Annotated in this window: 24 protein-coding genes and 1 riboswitch; all 24 genes read left to right on the forward strand. The window is 35.3% G+C overall.

Annotated elements, in window-relative coordinates; genetic code table 11:
- Positions 1 to 14: 14 nt before the first annotated feature.
- The 24 genes from G7082_RS08940 to G7082_RS09055 all read left to right on the forward strand — a co-directional run bounded on the left by G7082_RS08940 (position 15) and on the right by G7082_RS09055 (position 20380).
- A complete protein-coding gene (locus tag G7082_RS08940; RefSeq protein WP_275115389.1) occupies positions 15 to 359 on the forward strand; it encodes a BMC domain-containing protein in 345 nt (114 codons plus the stop codon).
- Between the two features lie 43 nt (positions 360 to 402).
- Positions 403 to 975, forward strand: a complete 573-nt coding sequence (locus G7082_RS08945; RefSeq protein ID WP_166034757.1) for an ANTAR domain-containing response regulator — start codon at positions 403 to 405, stop codon at positions 973 to 975.
- Complete coding sequence (locus tag G7082_RS08950; protein ID WP_166034758.1) at positions 968 to 2383, forward strand: sensor histidine kinase; 1416 nt, start codon at positions 968 to 970, stop codon at positions 2381 to 2383. The genes G7082_RS08945 and G7082_RS08950 overlap by 8 nt, the downstream gene beginning before the upstream one ends.
- 175 nt (positions 2384 to 2558) lie before the next feature.
- Positions 2559 to 3935 carry an ethanolamine ammonia-lyase reactivating factor EutA gene (gene eutA / locus G7082_RS08955; protein WP_238842724.1) on the forward strand — a complete coding sequence of 459 codons (1377 nt, stop codon included), beginning with the start codon at positions 2559 to 2561 and terminating at the stop codon, positions 3933 to 3935.
- A gap of 51 nt (positions 3936 to 3986) precedes the next feature.
- Positions 3987 to 5354, forward strand: coding sequence for an ethanolamine ammonia-lyase subunit EutB (locus tag G7082_RS08960; protein ID WP_166034760.1), 1368 nt, complete (start codon positions 3987 to 3989; stop codon positions 5352 to 5354).
- An 18-nt stretch (positions 5355 to 5372) separates the two neighbouring features.
- Positions 5373 to 6281, forward strand: coding sequence for an ethanolamine ammonia-lyase subunit EutC (gene eutC, locus G7082_RS08965; RefSeq protein ID WP_166034761.1), 909 nt, complete (start codon positions 5373 to 5375; stop codon positions 6279 to 6281).
- A gap of 30 nt (positions 6282 to 6311) precedes the next feature.
- Entirely contained in the window at positions 6312 to 6968 is a 657-nt protein-coding gene (gene eutL, locus G7082_RS08970; protein ID WP_086951833.1) for an ethanolamine utilization microcompartment protein EutL, read from the forward strand.
- Between the two features lie 32 nt (positions 6969 to 7000).
- Positions 7001 to 7450, forward strand: coding sequence for a BMC domain-containing protein (locus tag G7082_RS08975; protein WP_166034762.1), 450 nt, complete (start codon positions 7001 to 7003; stop codon positions 7448 to 7450).
- Between the two features lie 14 nt (positions 7451 to 7464).
- A complete protein-coding gene (locus G7082_RS08980) occupies positions 7465 to 8943 on the forward strand; it encodes an acetaldehyde dehydrogenase (acetylating) (protein ID WP_166034763.1) in 1479 nt (492 codons plus the stop codon).
- A gap of 58 nt (positions 8944 to 9001) precedes the next feature.
- The gene (gene eutM / locus G7082_RS08985; RefSeq protein ID WP_218778632.1) at positions 9002 to 9280 is read left to right on the forward strand and encodes an ethanolamine utilization microcompartment protein EutM; all 279 of its coding nucleotides are present in this window, start codon (positions 9002 to 9004) and stop codon (positions 9278 to 9280) included.
- Between the two features lie 92 nt (positions 9281 to 9372).
- Positions 9373 to 9993: a hypothetical protein gene (locus tag G7082_RS08990; RefSeq protein WP_166034764.1), complete on the forward strand. Its 621-nt coding sequence runs from the start codon at positions 9373 to 9375 to the stop codon at positions 9991 to 9993.
- Positions 9994 to 10038: 45 nt separating this feature from the next.
- Positions 10039 to 10686, forward strand: a complete 648-nt coding sequence (eutD, locus tag G7082_RS08995; protein WP_166036054.1) for an ethanolamine utilization phosphate acetyltransferase EutD — start codon at positions 10039 to 10041, stop codon at positions 10684 to 10686.
- Positions 10679 to 11284 (forward strand): hypothetical protein, encoded by a 606-nt coding sequence (locus G7082_RS09000; protein WP_166034765.1) that lies wholly within the window; start codon positions 10679 to 10681, stop codon positions 11282 to 11284. The genes eutD and G7082_RS09000 overlap by 8 nt, the downstream gene beginning before the upstream one ends.
- Positions 11285 to 11286: 2 nt before the next feature.
- Complete coding sequence (locus G7082_RS09005) at positions 11287 to 11556, forward strand: EutN/CcmL family microcompartment protein (RefSeq protein WP_166034766.1); 270 nt, start codon at positions 11287 to 11289, stop codon at positions 11554 to 11556.
- Between the two features lie 36 nt (positions 11557 to 11592).
- Positions 11593 to 12699, forward strand: a complete 1107-nt coding sequence (eutH, locus tag G7082_RS09010) for an ethanolamine utilization protein EutH (protein WP_166034767.1) — start codon at positions 11593 to 11595, stop codon at positions 12697 to 12699.
- Between the two features lie 2 nt (positions 12700 to 12701).
- Entirely contained in the window at positions 12702 to 13157 is a 456-nt protein-coding gene (locus tag G7082_RS09015) for a cupin domain-containing protein (RefSeq protein ID WP_166034768.1), read from the forward strand.
- Positions 13158 to 13175: 18 nt separating this feature from the next.
- Positions 13176 to 14009 (forward strand): ethanolamine utilization protein EutJ, encoded by an 834-nt coding sequence (gene eutJ, locus G7082_RS09020; protein ID WP_166034769.1) that lies wholly within the window; start codon positions 13176 to 13178, stop codon positions 14007 to 14009.
- Positions 14010 to 14022: 13 nt separating this feature from the next.
- Positions 14023 to 14481: a GNAT family N-acetyltransferase gene (locus tag G7082_RS09025; RefSeq protein ID WP_166034770.1), complete on the forward strand. Its 459-nt coding sequence runs from the start codon at positions 14023 to 14025 to the stop codon at positions 14479 to 14481.
- A 115-nt stretch (positions 14482 to 14596) separates the two neighbouring features.
- A riboswitch (cobalamin riboswitch) is annotated at positions 14597 to 14765 on the forward strand.
- Between the two features lie 150 nt (positions 14766 to 14915).
- A complete protein-coding gene (locus G7082_RS09030) occupies positions 14916 to 15431 on the forward strand; it encodes an ECF transporter S component (protein WP_166034771.1) in 516 nt (171 codons plus the stop codon).
- Between the two features lies 1 nt (position 15432).
- Positions 15433 to 16515 carry a threonine-phosphate decarboxylase CobD gene (gene cobD / locus G7082_RS09035; RefSeq protein WP_166034772.1) on the forward strand — a complete coding sequence of 361 codons (1083 nt, stop codon included), beginning with the start codon at positions 15433 to 15435 and terminating at the stop codon, positions 16513 to 16515.
- Positions 16496 to 17386: a GHMP family kinase ATP-binding protein gene (locus tag G7082_RS09040; RefSeq protein WP_166034773.1), complete on the forward strand. Its 891-nt coding sequence runs from the start codon at positions 16496 to 16498 to the stop codon at positions 17384 to 17386. Before cobD ends, G7082_RS09040 begins: the two co-directional genes overlap by 20 nt.
- Positions 17383 to 18756 carry a cobyrinic acid a,c-diamide synthase CobB gene (locus G7082_RS09045; RefSeq protein ID WP_166034774.1) on the forward strand — a complete coding sequence of 458 codons (1374 nt, stop codon included), beginning with the start codon at positions 17383 to 17385 and terminating at the stop codon, positions 18754 to 18756. The genes G7082_RS09040 and G7082_RS09045 overlap by 4 nt, the downstream gene beginning before the upstream one ends.
- Positions 18753 to 19706, forward strand: coding sequence for an adenosylcobinamide-phosphate synthase CbiB (cbiB, locus tag G7082_RS09050; protein ID WP_166034775.1), 954 nt, complete (start codon positions 18753 to 18755; stop codon positions 19704 to 19706). Before G7082_RS09045 ends, cbiB begins: the two co-directional genes overlap by 4 nt.
- A gap of 29 nt (positions 19707 to 19735) precedes the next feature.
- Positions 19736 to 20380, forward strand: coding sequence for a cobalt-precorrin-8 methylmutase (locus G7082_RS09055; protein WP_166034776.1), 645 nt, complete (start codon positions 19736 to 19738; stop codon positions 20378 to 20380).
- Position 20381 lies beyond the last annotated feature (1 nt).

Genomic DNA, 20381 nt, shown 5'->3' on the forward strand with positions numbered 1-20381 from the left:
AAAGGACGAGCGTCTTGGAAGAAAAACAACGATTGATTCAAGAATATGTTCCAGGTAAACAAGTAACGATGGCTCATATTATCGCGAATCCAACTCAAGACAGTTATGACAAGCTAGGTTTGATGAATGAAGGGTATGGTTCAATCGGAATCTTAACTATTTCACCAAGTGAAGCAGCCATCATAGCAGTTGATTACGCTCTAAAATCAGGAGATGTTGAAATTGGTTTTATTGATCGATTTAGTGGAACGGTTATTCTAACAGGAGATTTATCTTCAATGGAAGCAGCCTTCTCAAATACTCTTAGATTTTTAGAAGAAACATTAGATTTTGCTAGTACAGTAGTCACCAAAACATAGACGTTTTGAAAAAGTAAAATGATAAAAGCTAGGAGTGAAGCTCGTGAAAGGAAAAGTTATCATTGTCGATGATGAACCTCTTACAAGAGTAGACTTAAGAGACATGTTAGAATTAGAAAACTATGATGTTGTCGGTGAGGCAGCAGATGGCTTTGAAGCAATTGAGTTGGCTAAAAAGCATCATCCAGATTTAATTATTATGGATGTTCAAATGCCACTTTTAGACGGTTTAAGTGCTGGTAAGAAGATTATGAATGAAAAATTAGCAAGTGCTATTTTGATGTTAACTGCTTATAGCGATGTGAGTAATCGACAAAAAGCCATGAGTTTTGGGGCAGCAGGTTACTTAGTCAAACCATTAGATGAAAAATCCTTTATCCCAATGGTGGAAATGGCGATCACTAAAGGCAATCAAGTGGAAAAGCTTGAAAAAAATGTGGATAAGCTGTCTGAAAAACTTGAACAAAGAAAAATGATTGAAAAGGCAAAAGGAATCCTAATGGCAAAACAAGCTTTGTCAGAAGAAGATGCTTATCAACATATTCGTAAATTGAGTATGGATAAGAGATGCCCAATGATTGATGTGGCTGAAATGCTTGTGATGGCAAATGATTGAGTCAAGGATTCGAGAATTAAGTCAGAAGTATTCTAGTTTAAGTGATTCAGATATTGATGAGTTAATAAAAGAGGCAAAACGGATTGAAGAAACAAATAAATATCGTGAAGAAGATGTTTTCATTGATATCTTATCAGATGTAACAGATGAAGCGGTCGTTGTCTATCACCGCAGACCTTGCGAAAATGAATCGATATATAGTGAAAATGTTGTAGGAAAAATTGCTAAAAGGCTCAATGAACCAGGTGTTTATCGGACCTTTGAAACAGCTCTTATTACAGAAGGACTTCTTGCAAAGACGCAAGAGAATCACTGGATAAGGCAAAAAGTTTTTCCTTTACGAAATAATAAAAAAACAATTGGTGTCCTTATTGTGGAATTTCCAGTTAAAGAGATCAGGGGTGAAGCTATCACTGAGAATTCTCAAAAAGACTTGGACGTACCGGATGCTACAACTGTGTTTTACAATTCTTTAATGGATAACCTAGACGAAGCTATTCTTATATTTGATGCCAACGGTTATCTTGTAATGAATAATGAAGTAGCCAATAGTTATTACTTCCATTTTGGATACATGGAGAAAATAATTGGTCTTCATTATGACAATTTATCTTTAGATACATCAACCTTTGAGCAAATGATTTACTTAAAAGGAACTGAAAAGTGGTGTAACATTCGCGAAAAAGAAATTGTTTTTGGTAGTTCTCATTTTCAAATGAAGCGATTCTTTGATGAGAAGACGGGCATGTTTACCATGATCTTACATGATAAAACAGAAATTTATAATCGAGAAGTTGAAATTGTGGAAAAATCGGTGGCAATTAAAGAAATTCATCACCGAGTAAAAAATAATCTGCAAAGTATTGTTTCTCTCTTAAGAATTCAGTCCAGACGTTCGAACAATCAAGAGGTTGTGAAGGTGCTTCGAGAAAGTGAATATCGAATTTTAGCTATTTCTGCCACACATGAATTATTATCTAAAAAAATTGATAATGATATCAGTTTAGCAGAAGTGTTAGACGTGACAATTTCCAATTGTTACCGGGCATTTTTAGATAACAAGAAAGTCATTATTGAAAAGAATATTGACGAAACAGTTGTCCTAGATAGTGATAAAACAGTTACCGTGGCTTTAATAACCAATGAATTATTACAAAATAGCTTTGAACATGGTTTCTTGAAAGAAAGTAAAACAAACAAAATTAAAGTGGATGTCATTCGATTAGAAGACAATATGGTGTCAGTGTCTGTTAAAGACAATGGTGCAGGTTATCACACGAGTGACGTGAACAATAGCAGTTTAGGTTTAAAAATAGTCACAAGTTATGTCAAAGATAAATTAAGAGGTAAGTTAAAAATTGTTTCCAGTCATGCGGGAACATCAACTTACTTTAGTTTTAAAATTTAATATACTTTAGACAAAGTAGTTTAAAGATCAAGCAATGGTGCTTAAGATAATTCTAATGTTTATTAGGGTTATTTTGAGCACCTTTTATTTTCAAAAAAATTAAGGAAGGAGGGATTTAGTGTCAGAAGAAGTAGTATTAAGTGTTGGCATTGATTTGGGAACCTCAACGACTCAGATGATTATTTCCAAATTACATATCAAAAATATGGCATCTTCTTTTACGATTCCAAGAATTACCATTACGGATAAAGAAGTCGTCTTTAAAAGTGATATCATGTTCACTCCTATTTTAGAAAATAATTTAATCGACGTTAAAGCGATTGAAAACTTTGTTAAAACCCAGTATGAAAAAGCGAATATCAGTAAAAGCGATATTCAAATTGGTGCGGTGATTATTACCGGTGAAACAGCGAGAAAAGAAAATTCAAGCAATGTGTTACAAGCTTTAAGTGGCTATGCGGGAGATTTTGTTGTCGCTACAGCAGGTCCAGATTTAGAAAGTATTATCGCAGGTCGTGGGGCAGGGGCTCAGACTTATTCTAAAGAGAAACACACAACGGTGGTTAATTTAGATATTGGCGGTGGTACAACTAACTTAGCCTTGTTTTATGATGATGAAGTCTTTGATACAGGGTGTTTGGATATTGGTGGACGACTGATTAAGGTCAACCGACAAACTCAAGTCATCGAGTACATCGCACCAAAAATAAAAGAAATAATTGCTAAGGAAAATTTAGATATTTCCCTTGGACAAAAAACAACAGCCGAAAAATTACAACCAATAATCAAAATTATGGTCAACACACTTGAAAATAGTGTGGGGATTGGCGAAAAAAGTCCCTACTACGACATGATTATTACGAATAAAGGCTTATCTTTCAATCGTAAAATCGAAGCCATTTCATTTTCTGGTGGTGTCGCTGATTGTATTACCCAAGATAATTTAGCAGACCCATTTAAATACGGGGATATTGGGTTATTACTTGGGCAAGGAATAGCTAATTCAGTACTTGTAAGGGAGTTTGAAGTGGTTAAATCCGTTGAAACAATCAGAGCAACTGTTGTTGGTGCAGGCTCTCATACGGCCGACATTAGTGGTAGTACGATTACTTATAAAAAAGAAATCTTGCCCATTAAAAATATGCCGATTCTAAAATTATCTCAGCAAGATGAAAGTGGTCAAAAGGCTGAGATAGCTGAAGCCATTAAACAGAAGATGAAATGGTATCAATTAGAAAATGAGTTCCAAACAATCGCTTTGGGAATTGAAGGCGAAAAAAATCCGACATTCCAACGAGTCTTAGATTATGCAGAAGCGATTGTTGAGGGCTTGGACTTAATCATTCAAAAAAAAGAACCACTCGTGATTAGCGTCCAAGAAGATATGGCAAAAGCTTTAGGTCAATGTTTGTTCAGTGTTTTACCTAAAGACTATCCATTTGTCTGTATTGACAGTGTGAAAGTTGAAAATGGGGACTACATTGATATCGGCATGCCTGTTGCCAATGGTAATGTCTTACCAGTAGTTGTAAAAACGTTAATTTTTAATTAGTTCGTTATGAACTAGATGAAATAAATAGTTAAATAAGGAGGAATTTAAACGATGATTTTGAAAACTAGACTTTTTGGCAAAACTTACGAATTTAAATCAGTAAAAGAAGTTCTTGCTAAGGCTAACGAAGTAAAATCAGGAGATACATTAGCACGAGTAGCTGCTGAATCTGCTGAAGAGAGAGTAGCGGCGAAAGTTGTACTTGCTCAATTACAATTAAAAGATTTATTCAATAACCCAGTAGTACCTTACGAAGAAGATGAGGTAACACGTATCATCATCGACGACGTGAACAAAAGAATGTACGAACAAATTAAACACTGGACGGTGGAAGAATTACGTGAGTACATCTTAGATTTTAAAACAAATGATTACGAAATCAAACAAGTTGCTCGTGGGTTAACTTCTGAAATGGTTGCTGCTGTAACTAAATTAATGTCTAACATGGATTTAATCTATGCAGCACAAAAAATTATTGTTATCAAAACAGCAAACACTACTATTGGTGAACCAGGACGTTTGTCTGCTCGTTTACAACCAAATCACACAACAGATGATATTGATGGTATTACAGCTTCACTACTTGAAGGGTTATCATATGGTATTGGGGATGCGGTTTTAGGTCTTAACCCTGTAGATGATTCAACAGAAAGTGTTGTTCGTATCTTAAATAAATTCGAAGAAATAAGAAATGAGTGGGAAATTCCAACGCAAACTTGTGTGTTAGCTCATGTTAAGACACAAATGGAAGCAATGAGAAAAGGTGCGCCAACTGGCCTTGTTTTCCAATCAATCGCAGGCTCTCAAAAAGGAAATACAGCGTTTGGATTTGATGCTAATGATTTAGCAGAAGCAAAATCTTTAGCTCTTGAAACTGGTGCAGTTGCTGGACCAAACGTGATGTATTTTGAAACAGGTCAAGGTTCTGAATTGTCATCAGATGCTCATTACGGCGCTGACCAAGTAACAATGGAAGCTCGTTGTTACGGATTTGCCAAACGTTTTGATCCATTTATCGTAAACACCGTAGTAGGATTTATTGGACCTGAGTATTTATATGACTCTAAACAAGTTATTAGAGCTGGTTTAGAAGATCACTTCATGGGTAAACTTTCAGGAATTTCAATGGGATGTGACGTATGTTACACAAACCATATGAAAGCTGACCAAAACGATGCTGAAAACTTAGCGGTTCTTTTAAATCAAGCAAACGTTAACTTCATCATGGGTATCCCTCATGCAGATGATATCATGTTAAATTACCAAACAACTGGTTACCATGAAACAGCTACATTACGTCATTTAATGAACAAACGCCCAACAAGAGAATTCGAAGGTTGGATGGAAAAAATGGGACTTATGGAAGATGGTCGTTTAACTGAAATCGCTGGTGACGCATCAATTTTCTTGAAAAAGTAAAGGAGGTCAATAAAAACAATGGTAGATGAAAAAAATTTAAAAGCTTTGATTGAAACAATTTTAGCTGAAATGTCAGGCCAAGAAGGTCAAACAACAACGGAGGAAGTTGTCTCAAGTGTTCAATCTCACTTATCAAACGAGCAATCTGACGTTGAAGATGGATGTATTCCAGATATTACAGAAGTTGATATTAGAAAACAATTTTTAGTACCTAACGCACATGATGAAGAAGGTTACTTAAGAATGAAGTCATTTACACCAGCTCGTCTTGGTTTATGGCGTTCAGGTCCTCGTTACAAAACGCAATCAATGTTACGTTTTAGAGCAGACCACGCTGCCGCTCAAGATGCTGTTTTCTCTGATGTACCAGAAGAATTAGTCAAAGAAATGGGCTTCACTTCAGTTATTACTAAATGCCAAGACAAAGATGAGTATGTGACTCGTCCTGACTTAGGTCGTCAATTTGATGTTGAAAATCAAGAAATCATTAAGAGCAACACAACGAAAGGTGCGAAAGTTCAAATCGTTGTAGGTGACGGTTTAAGTTCAGCCGCAGTTGGAGCAAACATTAAAGAAATTTTACCATCAATCAAACAAGGTTTAAAAATGTTTAACCTTGATTTTGATACGCCGGTTTTTGTTAAATACTCACGTGTTGGGGCAATGGACGAAATTGGTGAATTAACAGATGCTGATTGTGTCTGTATGTTAATTGGTGAAAGACCAGGTTTAGTAACTGCTGAATCAATGAGTGCTTACTTAGCGTATAAACCAACAGTTGGTATGCCAGAAGCACGTCGTACAGTAATTTCTAACATCCACAAAGGTGGAACACCAGCCGTTGAAGCTGGCGCATATATTGCCGAAATTATTAAAAATATCATTGTTAAGAAAAAATCAGGTATTGATTTAAAAGAATCAGAGTAACTCTTTAAAACAAACGAGGAGGAAATGTTAATGATTAATGATTCATTAGGAGCTAACGTATTAAGCTCAAAAATTATTTCTAATATTGATCCAGGTTTAGCAAAAGCGTTAAATCTTGATCCGGTGAAACACCGTAGTTTAGGTTTAGTCACAGGTGATTGCGATGATGTTACTTATGTGGCTTTGGATGAAGCAACTAAAAAAGCAATGGTTGATGTGGTTTATGCTCGCAGTCTTTACGCTGGAGCTGGAAGTGCTAGCACTAAATTAGCCGGTGAAGTCATTGGAATTATTGCTGGTCCTAACCCTGCTGAGGTTAAAAGTGGTTTAGATGTGGTTGTTTATGAAATCGAAAACAGTCCAGGTTTTGTGAGTGCTAATGAAGACGATAGTATTCCTTACTACGCTCATTTAGTGTCTCGTACAGGAACTCATTTATCTAAAGAAGCTGGCATTAAAGAAGGCGAATCTTTAGCTTACTTGATCGCTCCGCCAATCGAAGCAATGTACGCTTTAGACGCAGCAATTAAAGCAGCAGACGTTGAAGTGGCAGCCTTTTATGGCCCACCATCTGAAACGAACTTTGCGGGTGGTTTATTAACGGGTAGTCAATCAGCTTGTCAAGCAGCGTGTGACGCGTTTGCTCAAGCGGTTCAATCAGTAGCGGCTAATCCAAAATCATATTAGTTGTCACTTAATATAAGAAGGAGGTAGCCAAAATGAAAATAGAATCATTAGGATTAATTGAAATCAAAGGGTATCTAGGTGCCGTAGCTGCAGCAGATGCCGCTTTAAAAACAGCCGATGTGACCCTTTTAAATGCAGAAGTCATTAAAGGTGGTCAAACAACGATTCAACTAGTTGGAGACGTGGCAGCTGTCAAAGTTGCCGTTGAAGCTGGTAGCGTTGTTGCTGAGAATTTAAACTGTTTAATTTCAAGCCATGTCATTCCGAGAATGGCACAAGACACTGCTGAGATGGTAATGGCAAGTGTTGAGGCTAAAAAAAAAAACAAAGAAGCTAAAAAAGAAGTAAAACAAGAGATTGTGGTTGAAGAAATTGAGATCAAAGAGGAACTTAAAGTAGAAGAAACACCAACATCAAAAATTCCTAAAATTGATTTGAAAAAATCAGAATCTAAAAAAGTAACAAAACCTAAAAAGAAATAAGGAGGGAATAAATTTTGGTAAACGTAGTTGATAAAGATTTAATTTCAGTCCAAGAAGTTCGTAATCTTTTAAGAGATGCGACAGAAGCACAAAAAGAATTAGCTACTTTTTCTCAAGAAAAGATCGATAATATCTGTCAAGCAATGACAAAAGCAGCTTATGATAACCGTGTGAAGTTAGCCAAAATGGCCAATGAAGAAACTGGATTTGGAATTTGGCAAGATAAAGTAGTCAAAAATTCATTCGCTTCTAAAGCTGTTTGGGAAAACATGAAAGACATGAAAACAGTTGGCGTAATTAACGAAGATAAAGTGAATAAAGTCATGGATATTGCAGTTCCTGTGGGAGTTGTTGCTGGTTTGATTCCATCAACTAACCCAACATCAACTGTTATCTATAAAGCACTTATTTCATTAAAAGCTGGAAACAGTATTGTCTTTTCTCCACATCCAACTGCCTTAAAATGTATCACTGAAACAGTAGATATCATTAGAAATGCAGCTGTTAGAGAAGGATGTCCAGCCGGAGCAATCAGTGTGATGGCAACACCAACGATGCAAGGAACTGCTGAATTAATGAAACATGATTTAACTAAATTAATTTTAGCAACAGGTGGCTCTGCCATGGTTAAAGCGGCTTATTCATCAGGAACACCCGCAATCGGTGTCGGACCAGGAAATGGCCCAGCCTTTATTGAAAAAACGGCAAACATTCCTGTGGCTGTTAAACACATTATGGAATCAAAAACATTTGATAACGGAACAATTTGTGCTTCTGAACAATCAATTGTTGTTGAAGAAGTCAGTAAACAAGCTGTTATTAGTGAATTCAAAAAACAAGGTGCTTACTTCTTAACGAAAGAAGAAGCGGCTCAATTAGAGAAATTCATCATGCGTGCAAACGGCACAATGAATCCACAAATTGTCGGGAAATCAATTGATACTATCAGTAAATTAACTGGTTTAACTTTCCCACAAGGCACACGTGTCTTAATCGCTGAAGAAGATCGAGTGGGAATGAAAGTTCCTTATTCTAGAGAAAAATTAGCACCAATTTTAGCATTCTATACAACCAAAGATTGGGAAGATGCTTGTCAGTTATGTATTGAAATATTAACTAATGAAGGTGCCGGACACACAATGGTTATCCATACCGAAGATGATAACGTGGTTAGAGAATTTGGCTTGAAAAAACCTGTCTCTCGTTTATTAGTCAATACGCCAGGAACATTAGGTGGTATTGGAGCCTCAACAAACATTAACCCAGCTTTAACATTAGGTTGTGGTGCTGTCGGCGGAAGTTCAACTTCAGACAACATCAGCCCAGAAAACTTATTTAACTTAAGAAAAGTCGCTTACGGCGTTTGTGAATTAGATGAATTACGTGGTGAAGATCTTAATCTAGTTGATAATAAAGTTGAAACATGTTCAACTAAAGATTCAAAAGATGAATTAATCAACAAGATTGTGGCAGCAGTGCTAGAAAAACTTTAAACTTGGTTTTAATTATATTAAAATAAATTATACATAAAATATTAGGAGGAACATTATTATGAACGCAAACGCATTAGGAATGATCGAAACAAAAGGTTTAGTAGGAGCTATCGAAGCAGCAGATGCAATGGTGAAAGCAGCTAACGTAACATTAATTGGTAAAGAACAAGTAGGTGGCGGATTAGTAACAGTTATGGTTCGTGGTGATGTAGGTGCTGTTAAAGCGGCAACTGACGCTGGAGCTGCAGCAGCTGAACGTGTTGGAGAATTATTATCAGTTCACGTAATTCCTCGTCCACATTCAGAAGTTGACGAAATTTTACCAAAAATGGGTTAATTCTTTAACTTAATATGAGAAAAAAATAAAGAGTCTAAAGGGTATATGTCTATATGAATATACCCTTTTCTCAAAGAGAAGGGTGTGTTATCGTGGCCGTTTTAACTGAATATGACGTTCGAAATATCTTAAAAAAAGAATGTCTAACGGAAATGATAATTGCAAAAGGAACCATTGTAACACCTTCAGCTAAAAGTTTTTTAAATGATAAAGGCATTACCATTCTTTTTGAAAAAGATGAGGCAGCGCAAGTTGAGGTTGAGATTTGTGAAGAGGAAGTTTCGGAAACACATGAAGTTCCTCAGTTTAGTGGTGATCATTTTTTACTCAAAAAGAATTCTATTCAGTGGACACTGCTAAAAATTGAGTTTATTAAATTTCAAAAAAGCTTAACAGAAGTAGAAAATAGTCATTTGAATGATCCTTTACATTTAATTTTAAAAATGATTGATGACGTTGTTTCAGGTCTAGGACAGACCTTTTGGCTTAATACGAACTATTTAACTTTGGAAGAAGAATCAAAAGAAGTTGAACTTAGTATTGAATTAGAAGACTATCAACTTGAATTATATCGCTTAATGCTACTTACAAAGAAGCGTTGTTGTGAGTTAGTTGAGTGCCATAAAGACGGTTTTGGTATCTGCCAAAGAGAAGATTTACTGGAGTTAGAAGTGAGATTCCCTGAATACATTAAGTCATTGATTAATAGTTAAAAATGTTTATTTACTCTAAACGAAGGAGGTTATCAAACAGTGGAAATTACAAATGAAAATATTGATGAAATCATCAAAGAAGTCGTATCAAGATTGCAACCTAAACGTGATTTTGAAGTGGAAGCAAGTGGTCGTCACGTCCATTTATCTCGCGCCGACATTGATACATTATTTGGAAAAGGCTATCAATTGACTAAAGTCAAAGACTTGTCTCAACCAGGCCAATTTGCCTGTAAGGAACGGATTAATTTAATCGGTCCTAAAGGTGTCCTTAAAAATGTTGTCATTTTAGGCCCTGAAAGAAAAGAATCTCAAGTAGAGATTTCTGGAACAGACGCTTTAACACTAGGTGTGAAAGTACCTGTCAGAGAAAGTGGCGATATTGTTGGCACTCCAGGTATTCTGATGATGAACGGAATGACAAGTTTACAATTATCAAAAGGATTGATTATTGCTAAGCGTCATGTCCATTTAACAGAAGAAGATGCGTGGCGTTTTAAAGTCAAACAAGGAGAAATCGTTCAAGTTAAAATTGACGGCGAACGTCCACTTATTTTTGATGATGTGGTGATTCGTGTGAGTTCTAAATTTGCGACCTATATGCACATTGATTACGATGAAGCCAATGCATGTGGCTTTAAAAAAGGAACCAGAGGAACAATCATTAAGAAATTAGGTAATTGGAATGGATAATTTTGAAGAACTTGTTCAGATTGTGACTCAAAAGGTTTTAGAGGCTTTAGGAGACAAAACAGGAATCTACCAAGATAAAACAAATGCTTTCGGTGTTTATGGTGAAGAAACAGAGGTCTTAAAACAATTCATAAAAGATTCAGAGCATGAAATTTCTGTATTATCAGATTCTTCAACTGGTGTGGTAATATCACAACTTTCATTAGAAACCTTGATGAGAATTGCCAACATGTTACCTGAAACACCAGCAGAAAAAATTATTTTAGAAGCTCTTTTGGAAAAGAAAAAAGTTTATGTTTTAAACAATGGTAAAGAATACCGATCACTCATTAAGAAAAGTCTTTACGGTGTGAAAGAACAAGTCCAAAAAGCTGAAAATCAGTGGTCAAAATTTGGTGCCGAGTTTGTCACAGTTAAATTAACAAGCGTGACAAATGAAAACAATAAAAAAGTTATCACAAGGGAATCACTACAAAAAGAAATGAATCAAGGCATAAGTGAATGGACAGTCACAGATTCAATGATTGTCACACCTTTAGCTAAAGATTTTATTCGGGAAAAACAATTAAAGTTTAATTATGTAAGAAATGAGGAATAGTCATGTTAATTGGAACGGTATCAGGTAGTCTTTGGGCAACTCGCAAAAATGAAAATTTGAGTGGCTTAAAATTTTTATTAGTAGACATTGAAGAAAAATCACCAGATGTACCCACAAAAACAATCGTAGCAGCTGATACTGAAGGTGCTGGCTTTGGCGATGTTGTCTTAGTGACAACAGGTGGTTCTGCTAGGGTGGCTCTAGGCTCATCTGAAGTTCCAGTTGATGCGGCAATTGTTGGTATTATCGATTCTGTTGAAAGAAATCAGTAGTACTAAGTTAAAAAGGACATTAGGAGGCAGCAATTAATGAGTATTAATGAAATTATTATGTATATTATTGCATTCTTCATGGTTTTAGGCGGAATTGATTACGTTTTAGGTAATAAATTCAATCTAGGTAACCAATTTGAAGAAGGTATTATGGCAATGGGAGCTTTAACTTTATCAATGGTGGGGATTATTACTTTAGCTCCAATCTTAGCAAATATTTTAAAACCAATCGTTGTGCCAATTTATACAGCGCTAGGAGCAGATCCAGCAATGTTTGCAACGACTTTATTAGCAAACGATATGGGTGGTTATACACTAGCTATGGAAATGGCTCAAACGCCAGAAGCAGGACTTTTTGCGGGAACTATTTTAGGTGCCATGATGGGACCTACAATTGTTTTCACGATTCCAGTAGCATTAGGAATCATTAAAAAAGAAGACCAAAAATATTTAGCAACAGGTGTTTTATCAGGAATGGTTACTATTCCAATCGGAGCTTTTGTGGGTGGTTTAGTGGCAGGCTTTGAAGTTAAGATGCTTATCATGAACTTAATCCCAATCGTTATCGTAGCAGCTTTGGTTATGGTGGGCTTATTATTAATTCCAGATGGTATGATCAAAGGTTTCACTTACTTTGGTAAAGGTGTGGTTATCATCGCTATCATCGGTTTAGTATTAGGTGCACTGCAACAATTAGTTGGTATTACAGTGATTGAAGGCATCGCCCCAGTTTCAGAAGGTATCGAAGTAGTCGGTGGGATTGCTTTAACATTAGCTGGAGCATTTGTATTAGTTCAAGTGATTACACGTGTCTTCAAGAAACCTTTAATGGGCTTAGGTAAAGTCTTAGGTATGAACGAAACATCTGCAGCAGGTTTAGTAGCAACTCTAGCAAACAACATTGCTATGTTCCAAACAATGAAAGACATGGACGAACGTGGAAAAATTATTAACGTGGCATTTGCTGTATCAGCGTCATTTGTTTTAGGTGACCACTTAGGCTTTACAGCTGGTGTTGCTAAAGAGATGATTTTCCCAATGATCGTTGGTAAATTAGTTGGTGGTATTACAGCGATTGCTGTGGCAATTTTTATGGCAAACAAAACAATGAAAAAAGCAGAAGCAACTAAAGAGGTGGCTTAATCATGGATGATAATCAAAAAAGTATTATTGAAAGCGTTGTTCGCCAAGTCTTAATGGAAAAAATGAGCGGACTCTCTCAATTAACTAAAAATGTTGACCCAAGTGGTGTTTTATCAGTTAAGTTACCACTTTTAGAAGTAAATGAAGATGATCGTTTAGATACAGGAACACCTAGTGATGTGGTTTATTGTAAAGACCTTGTGACTTTAGAAGAAAGCCCACGTTTAGGCTGTGGACTAATGGTAATGAAAGATACAACTTTCGACTGGACACTTGAGTATGATGAAGTTGACTATGTTATCGAAGGAACATTAACGGTGATTGTTGATGGACGTCGAATTTCTGCTGGTCCTGGAGAAATTCTATTTGTACCAAAAAGCAGTAGTATTCAATTTTCAGTTGAAGGGGATGCAAGATTCGTCTATGTGACGTATCCGGCAGACTGGGCATCACAATAATTTTTTAGGAGGTTTATTATGGTTGATTTAAAACAAGTGAATCAGGTACTACAAGAATTTAATGAGATCGTAAATACTAAAAAATATCGCCCTTTTGACAAGAATAAAACACTAAAAGTTGGCGTGGATTTAGGAACTTCTTCGATTGTTTTGGCTATTTTGGATGAACAAAATAAGCCGATTTATGGAAGTTTTGAATATGCGGAGGTAGTTAGAGATGGCTTAGTAGTGAACTACATTCAAGCAGTTCAAATTGTGACGAAGTTAGTTCATGAAGCTGAAGAAATACTTGGCGTTGAATTAACAGAAGCTGCAACGGCTGTTCCACCTGGTACATTAGGGAATGATTTTAAAGTCGTTTCTAATGTGTTAGAATCTGCTGGCTTAAATGTAACGACTGTTGTTGATGAACCATCAGCAGCAGCTCGTTTACTTGATTTAGAAAAAGGTGCTGTTATTGATGTGGGTGGTGGTACAACGGGGATTAGTATTATTGAAGATCATACTGTTGTTAAAACGATTGATGAGCCAACTGGTGGGACACACATGTCCTTAGTTTTAGCTGGCTATCATAAAGTACCAGTGCCAGAAGCAGAATTAATTAAGCGAGATCGAAGCCGTGAGTCAGAAACCTTTATGATCATTAAACCAGTAGTGGATAAAATGGCGAATATTACAAAACAGTTTCTTGAAACCTATCCAATCGAACCTTTATTTGTTGTTGGTGGCGCCAGTTTCTTCGATGATTTTTCGAAAGTCTTTTCTAAGTATCTAGGAAAAGAAGTGCTTAGACCTGACTACCCTCAATTTGTAACACCAATTGGTATTGCCATTGCGAGTGAAAAAGAGTAGAGGTGTTAGTGAGATGATTTCAGAAGTAAAAAAATTATCGGTCGATGATTTAGATGAGTGTGTTGCAACCTTTAAAGATGCCTCTTTAAATCAAGCCTATGCTGGTCAAGTGATTGATTGGATAAAAACTGGATTAAGTCATAATGAGTTATGGGGTGCGTTAACTAATACAGGCGAACTCATAGGAATCATGTGGATAGAAGAAAAAGGCTTTTTTCACGAGTATCCATATCTTGCTTTAATATGTGTGAAAGATTCTTATCAAGGCAAGGGATTAGGTACTTTTTTACTAAGTATCTATGAAGCAATTGGTAGAGCCTTGAATAAGAAGAAAATAACACTTATGGTAGGCGATTTCAATGTGAATGCTAAAAGGTTATATGAATCTGTAGGATATCAAGAAATTGGTAAAGTTCCTTCAGCGTACATGCCGAATATTGCTGAATTTATTATGTTAAAAGAGTTAGATTAGTAGTAAGGGAAATTCAATTAAACTTAAATTAGTGAATGATTAAACTTTCACAATCAGTTCGAATTTTATTGATAAAGAGGCACGAGTGTTATATTATTAAACTAGAGATTTATGACAATTTAATAGCAGTTTTAGTGATGGGAAATGAGGTGTAATTCCTCAACAGACCCTTTCTACTGTAATGCGGACGAAATTCTTGAAATACCACTGTCGAAAGATTTGGAAGGTAAGAAAAGTAGGGTGAAGCAAAGTCAGGATATCCAAGCTAAATCGAGAAAAAATAATTCTATCGGGAAATTGTTTTTTTTGGTGTGTTAGCTTGCTTTTTTTAGGGGTATTCTAACAGATATTTAGTATACAAAAAAAACAAACTATTGTTCTGATTGAACGATAGTTTGTTTTTTTTATATAAAATTATAAAAGGAGCGTTTGGAATGAACAAAAAAACAAAAGAAATGACGTTGATTGCATTGATGATTGCACTGAGCATTCTAGGAGCAAATATTAAATTACTTGGCTCGATTGCACTGGATTCTTTTCCGGCTTTTATTTCTACAATTATTTTAGGGCCAGGAGTTGGAATGATGGTTGCTTTCTTTGGTCATATGGTTTCAGCAATGTTATCAGGATTTCCTAGTACCTTACCAATTCATTTGATGATTGCAACCATGATGATGCTATGTGTCTTTGTATATGGTTACATTAGAAAAAAATACAGTCGGTACCCAGTGATGTCTAAAGTGGTTTCAATTGCAGTAGCCTTTATAATTAATGTTCCTCTAGACTTACTTTTACTATATCCATTCTTAAAAGAAGTTGTTTTTGTATTATTTGTACCTCTAACAATTGCAACATTTGCTAATCTATTTTTAACAGAAGTTGTGTATGCTTGTTTACCTTCTAAAATAAAAAATTATTCTAAAATCCAACAAGATATGAAAGGACATTAAGATGGTCGGACCTCACGGTGGTAATGTTAAAGAACTAACTGAGTTATATCAATTATCAGAACAATCAATCATTGATTTTAGTGCCAATATCAATCCATTAGGTGTATCGAAAAAGCTTAAAGAAGAGATAAATAATAAATTTGATCAGGTACTTCATTATCCAGATTTAAGATATAAAGAATTAAAAAATCTTATTGCTAAGCATCATGAAGTTAAATCAGAGGAGATATTTTTAGGTAATGGTGCAGCAGAAGCAATCTATGCTTTAGCAAGTGCTTTGGATTCAGAAAAAGTCTTAGTGCTAGCTCCCACATTTTCTGAATATGAAGATGCTTTTGCTCATAAATTAACAGATATTCGTTACTTTAAAACTGAAAGTACTGATTTTTCAGTCAATATGGATGATTTAATATCTGCTATTAAGCAAGAAAATGTAGACACGATTTGTCTATGTAATCCTAATAATCCTACTGGAAAACTAATAGAGAAAAAAGAAATTAAGCGTTTGTTAGCGTACTGCGACGAACATAATATACGCTTAATCGTAGACGAAGCTTTCATGGATTTTTTACCTAAAGAAGAATCTTTAACGAGTGAATTAGCAGAAAATCAGCATTTATTTATTATTAGATCATTAACGAAAATTTTTGCTATTCCTGGCTTGCGTCTAGGTTATTTACTAACAAGTAATGAAAGTGTCATGATCAAACTAAATCAAAGAGCGATTCCGTGGCGGATTAATTGCTTTGCAGAAATAGCGGGAAAAGTTTCTTTAGAAGATGAAGAATATCTAAAAGAAAGTCTTTCTTATATTGAAACAGAACGAAAATTTTTAGAAGAAAACCTAAAAAAAATATCAGACATAACATTGTTTAGTAGTACGGTTAATTTCATATTCTTTAATTGTTCCAAGTATAGTTATCTGCAAAAGGATTTATTAGAAAAGGGCATATTAATCCGTGATTGTTCAAACTATCAAGGGCTTTCTGATTATTATTTCAGAATTGCTGTTAGAAGTCATGCTGAAAACGAAGTACTAGTAAAAGTATTTGAGGAGTATTTCTATGGAGAAAATAACAGTTAGCTGTTCTGGAAGTTGCGGGGAGCTTATTCAGGGGTATGTTGATGATGTTCCTTATTTGGTGAGTTGTGGGATTAAGTTATTTTCCTATGTAACGATCAGTGAAGAGGGCAGTCAAAAAAGTCAAATCGGAAAGAAAGCAATAAAAGCTTCTCGTTTAGTTGAAGACTATTTAAACATTCCAAAAGAAAAGCAAAGGCGACTGAAAATAGCCATTCAATCTGAATTAACTAAGTCAAAAGGGATGGCAAGTAGTACTGCTGATATTGCAGCAACTATTTACGGAACGGCGCTTTTTTACGGAATTGACCTTGCTAAAAAAGAAATCGCTTACCTATGTGTCCAAATAGAGCCGACAGATAGTGTTTTTTTTGACTCAATGACCTTATTAGATTTAAAAAAAGGAAGAGTGATGGATATTTCTCAATGGTTCCCTGATTTTTTGGTCTTAATGTTAGAACCTAATAAAGGTATTAATACCCAAAAACATCATACCTCAAAAAATGAATTACTAGCTAAAGAGCAATCTTTACAATTTAGAGAAGTCTATCAAACTTATTATGAAGCAGTGAAGGAGAAAGAGTTAGCTAGATTAGGTGAAGCTGCGACAAAAAGTGCTTGTTTAAACCAAGAAATATTACCAAAACCTTATTTTAAAGAGATACTTTTAGTTAAAAAAAAATTTGATTCTGTTTTTGGTGTTAATGTTGCTCATAGTGGGACAGTTGTTGGTATTTTATTAAAAAATTTAAGTGAAATAGAAGCAATTAAAGAAGAATTAACAAAATTAGGTGTGACACGTTTTTATAAAAAAATAGGTGTCCATCAATCATATTTTGAAGGACTTCAACAAGTGGAGGACATGGAAAAATGAAGAAAATCATGGTGAGTGCGGCATCTAGCGGTTCAGGAAAAACCACTGTCACTTTAGGTTTATTAGAAGCTTTGAAGAGGCGAAATTTAGATGTTCAACCGTTTAAAGTGGGACCAGATTATGTAGATACTAAATATCATAGTCGTATCACAGAAAATTCATCGAGAAACTTAGATTCGTTTTTAATTCAGAATAAAGAGACGATTAAATATTTGTTTGATAAACAGGCAAGTCAAGTTGATATAGCAGTGATTGAAGGTGTGATGGGATTGTTTGATGGCTTTGGCATAGATAAGGATTGTTGTTCAAGTTCTGCTATGGCAAAAGACTTAAACGCACCTGTTCTACTTGTTGTGGACGGTAAATCAGCATCCACCTCGATTTCAGCGGTTGTTAAAGGCTTTGAGGAATTTGATTCAGATTTAAAAATTCAAGGAGTGATTGTCAATAATATCGCGTCTGAAAATCATTTTAGTTTAGTTAAAGGAGCGATAGAAAAATACACGAAGGCAACAGTGTATGGCTATCTACGGAAAAATCGAACCTTTGCTCTTCCTTCGCGTCAATTAGGCTTAGTACCAGATAATGAGATTGATAATGTCATGGGAATTATTGGTTTAATTGCAGACAGTTTGGAGGAGACCGTTGATATTGATCGTTTACTGTCAGATTTAGTAGATGAAGACGTGCAGCAAATCAACTTTCCTTTTGAGTTAGTACCGAGCAATCAATCTATTAAGATTGCCATTGCTAAAGACGATGCCTTTCATTTTTATTATCCAGATAATTTAGAGTTATTAGAAAAAATAGGTGCTGAAATTATTGAATTTAGCCCGATGAGAGATAAAGAATTACCTCAAGCTGATTTTTACTATTTTGGTGGTGGCTACCCAGAAGAATTTGCGAAAGAATTATCAGAAAACAAAGAGATGCGTGAGTCTGTTTTAAAAGCTCATGAAGCTTGTAAACCTATTTTAGCTGAATGTGGTGGGTTAATGTATTTAGGAACTTCCTTAAAAATCGCGGAGGATAGCTTTCCAATGGTTGGAATTTTTGAAGGTCAGAGTGAGATGACTTCGAGATTAAAACGTTTTGGTTATTGTTACGGTGTGTTAAAAGAGGACTGCTTACTTGGTAAAAAAGGGGATAAAGTTTACGGACATGAGTTTCATCATTCTATTTTTGAAACGTCTGAAGAAACAGCCATGTTAATGGAGAAAAAAAGAGATGGCAAGCTTATCTCTTCATGGGAAGGTGGTTATCAAAAAAATAATACTTTTGCTAGTTACTTGCACTTACATTTCTTTCAAAGTGAACCATTTATTTATCAACTTGTTAATTCGATACATGTTCAGGAGGACGAGACATGACCATCATCCTGATTATTTTAGCCTTTGTTTTAGATTTACTAATAGGAGATCCTTATCACTGGCCTCATCCGGTCAAAGTCATTGGCAATTATATTAATTTATTTCAAAAAGATTTTGTCAAACCAACGGATTCATCGAAGAAAAAATATGTATTAGGTGGCTTTTTATGGCTAAGTACGGTGATCTTTGCTTATTTAGCAACTTGGATTTTGATCGTCGTCGCCTTTAATATCAACGCTTATCTTGGAATGGCAGTGTTTGTTTACCTAGCCTATACCACTTTAGCCACCAAATCTTTGGCTAAAGAAGGTAAAAAGATCATTAAAACCCTTGAAAATGGCACGATTGAAGAAGCTAGATATCAAGTCTCAATGATTGTCGGTAGAGATACGAGTGAGTTAACAAGAGAAGAGATTGCTAAAGCTACCGTTGAGACGATTGCTGAGAACACATCGGATGGTGTGATTGCCCCAATGATTTTCTTGTTTATTGGAGGACCACCTTTAGCGATGGCTTATAAGGCGGTGAACACACTAGATTCAATGGTGGGTTATTTGACACCTAAGTACAAAGAAATTGGTTATGTCTCAGCGAAGATGGATGATCTCTGGAATTTGATTCCTGCCCGAATCAGTTTTTTATTGATAGCTCTGAGTAGCGTGTTACTTAATATGAATCCTAAAAATACATTTATGATTGGCTTTAGAGATCGTAAGAATCATAAAAGTCCTAATGGGGGTTATTTAGAAGCACCCGCTGCTGGTGCATTAGGAATTCAGCTAGGTGGAAGTCATGTGTATCACGGTGTAGAAATCTACAAACCAACTATTGGGGAAGCTTTAAAAGAAGTTGATAGTGGTGATATTTTAAAAATGAATCAACTATTGTATTGTTCAGCGATACTAGGTTTAGTGTTGTTTTCAATGATTTTATTTCTGATTCAACGATAAAAAATATAAAAAAGGAATGTGAATGACTGATGAACTATATGAAAGACCCTAAAGGAATCGAAACAGAAAGCTTTGTTATTATCCAAGATACGATTGATGAAATAAATCCTGAATATCGTTTTAAAAATAAAACAGAAGAAATGATTATCAAAAGAGCGATTCATACAAGTGCAGATTTTGATTATTTAGAAAATTTACAATTCACACATGATGTGATTGAAGCAATGAACGCCTTTTTCAAAAACGGAAAAGGCACGATTTATACAGATACAACCATGGCTTTAAGCGGTATCAACAAACGAGTTTTGGATAAATTAAATATCTCTTACAAGTGTTTTATTTCAGATCCTGAAATCGTCAAAATAGCCAAAGAAAAACAAATCACACGTTCCATGGCAGCCATTGAACACGCCAGCACTTTAGAAGGAGACAAAGTATTTGTGATTGGGAATGCTCCAACGGCGATTTATAAAATACTAGAAATGGTTCAAGCAAAAGAACTAGATATTAAAGCTGTAGTGGGAGCACCTGTTGGATTTGTGGGAGCCGAAGAATCAAAAGAGGCTTTATTTGAAAGTGATATTCCAGCGATTGTAGCACGAGGACGTAAAGGTGGTAGTAATGTAGCTGCTGCCATTATTAATGCAATTATTTATCAATTGGACGTGGAATAAA

Origin of the sequence: Vagococcus hydrophili, from assembly GCF_011304195.1 — a bacterium.
Classification (GTDB): domain Bacteria; phylum Bacillota; class Bacilli; order Lactobacillales; family Vagococcaceae; genus Vagococcus; species Vagococcus hydrophili.

Excerpts from the sequence above, each read along its gene's own strand:
- G7082_RS08950 (WP_166034758.1), top strand. The coding sequence starts at position 968 with ATGATTGAGTCAAGGATTCGAGAATTAAGTCAGAAGTATTCTAGTTTA.
- eutA (WP_238842724.1), top strand. The coding sequence starts at position 2,559 with ATGATTATTTCCAAATTACATATCAAAAATATGGCATCTTCTTTTACG.
- G7082_RS08960 (WP_166034760.1), top strand. The coding sequence starts at position 3,987 with ATGATTTTGAAAACTAGACTTTTTGGCAAAACTTACGAATTTAAATCA.
- eutC (WP_166034761.1), top strand. The coding sequence starts at position 5,373 with ATGGTAGATGAAAAAAATTTAAAAGCTTTGATTGAAACAATTTTAGCT.
- eutL (WP_086951833.1), top strand. The coding sequence starts at position 6,312 with ATGATTAATGATTCATTAGGAGCTAACGTATTAAGCTCAAAAATTATT.
- G7082_RS08975 (WP_166034762.1), top strand. The coding sequence starts at position 7,001 with ATGAAAATAGAATCATTAGGATTAATTGAAATCAAAGGGTATCTAGGT.
- eutM (WP_218778632.1), top strand. The coding sequence starts at position 9,002 with ATGAACGCAAACGCATTAGGAATGATCGAAACAAAAGGTTTAGTAGGA.
- G7082_RS09000 (WP_166034765.1), top strand. The coding sequence starts at position 10,679 with ATGGATAATTTTGAAGAACTTGTTCAGATTGTGACTCAAAAGGTTTTA.
- G7082_RS09005 (WP_166034766.1), top strand. The coding sequence starts at position 11,287 with ATGTTAATTGGAACGGTATCAGGTAGTCTTTGGGCAACTCGCAAAAAT.
- eutH (WP_166034767.1), top strand. The coding sequence starts at position 11,593 with ATGAGTATTAATGAAATTATTATGTATATTATTGCATTCTTCATGGTT.
- G7082_RS09015 (WP_166034768.1), top strand. The coding sequence starts at position 12,702 with ATGGATGATAATCAAAAAAGTATTATTGAAAGCGTTGTTCGCCAAGTC.
- eutJ (WP_166034769.1), top strand. The coding sequence starts at position 13,176 with ATGGTTGATTTAAAACAAGTGAATCAGGTACTACAAGAATTTAATGAG.
- G7082_RS09025 (WP_166034770.1), top strand. The coding sequence starts at position 14,023 with ATGATTTCAGAAGTAAAAAAATTATCGGTCGATGATTTAGATGAGTGT.
- G7082_RS09030 (WP_166034771.1), top strand. The coding sequence starts at position 14,916 with ATGAACAAAAAAACAAAAGAAATGACGTTGATTGCATTGATGATTGCA.
- cobD (WP_166034772.1), top strand. The coding sequence starts at position 15,433 with ATGGTCGGACCTCACGGTGGTAATGTTAAAGAACTAACTGAGTTATAT.
- G7082_RS09040 (WP_166034773.1), top strand. The coding sequence starts at position 16,496 with ATGGAGAAAATAACAGTTAGCTGTTCTGGAAGTTGCGGGGAGCTTATT.
- G7082_RS09045 (WP_166034774.1), top strand. The coding sequence starts at position 17,383 with ATGAAGAAAATCATGGTGAGTGCGGCATCTAGCGGTTCAGGAAAAACC.
- cbiB (WP_166034775.1), top strand. The coding sequence starts at position 18,753 with ATGACCATCATCCTGATTATTTTAGCCTTTGTTTTAGATTTACTAATA.
- G7082_RS09055 (WP_166034776.1), top strand. The coding sequence starts at position 19,736 with ATGAACTATATGAAAGACCCTAAAGGAATCGAAACAGAAAGCTTTGTT.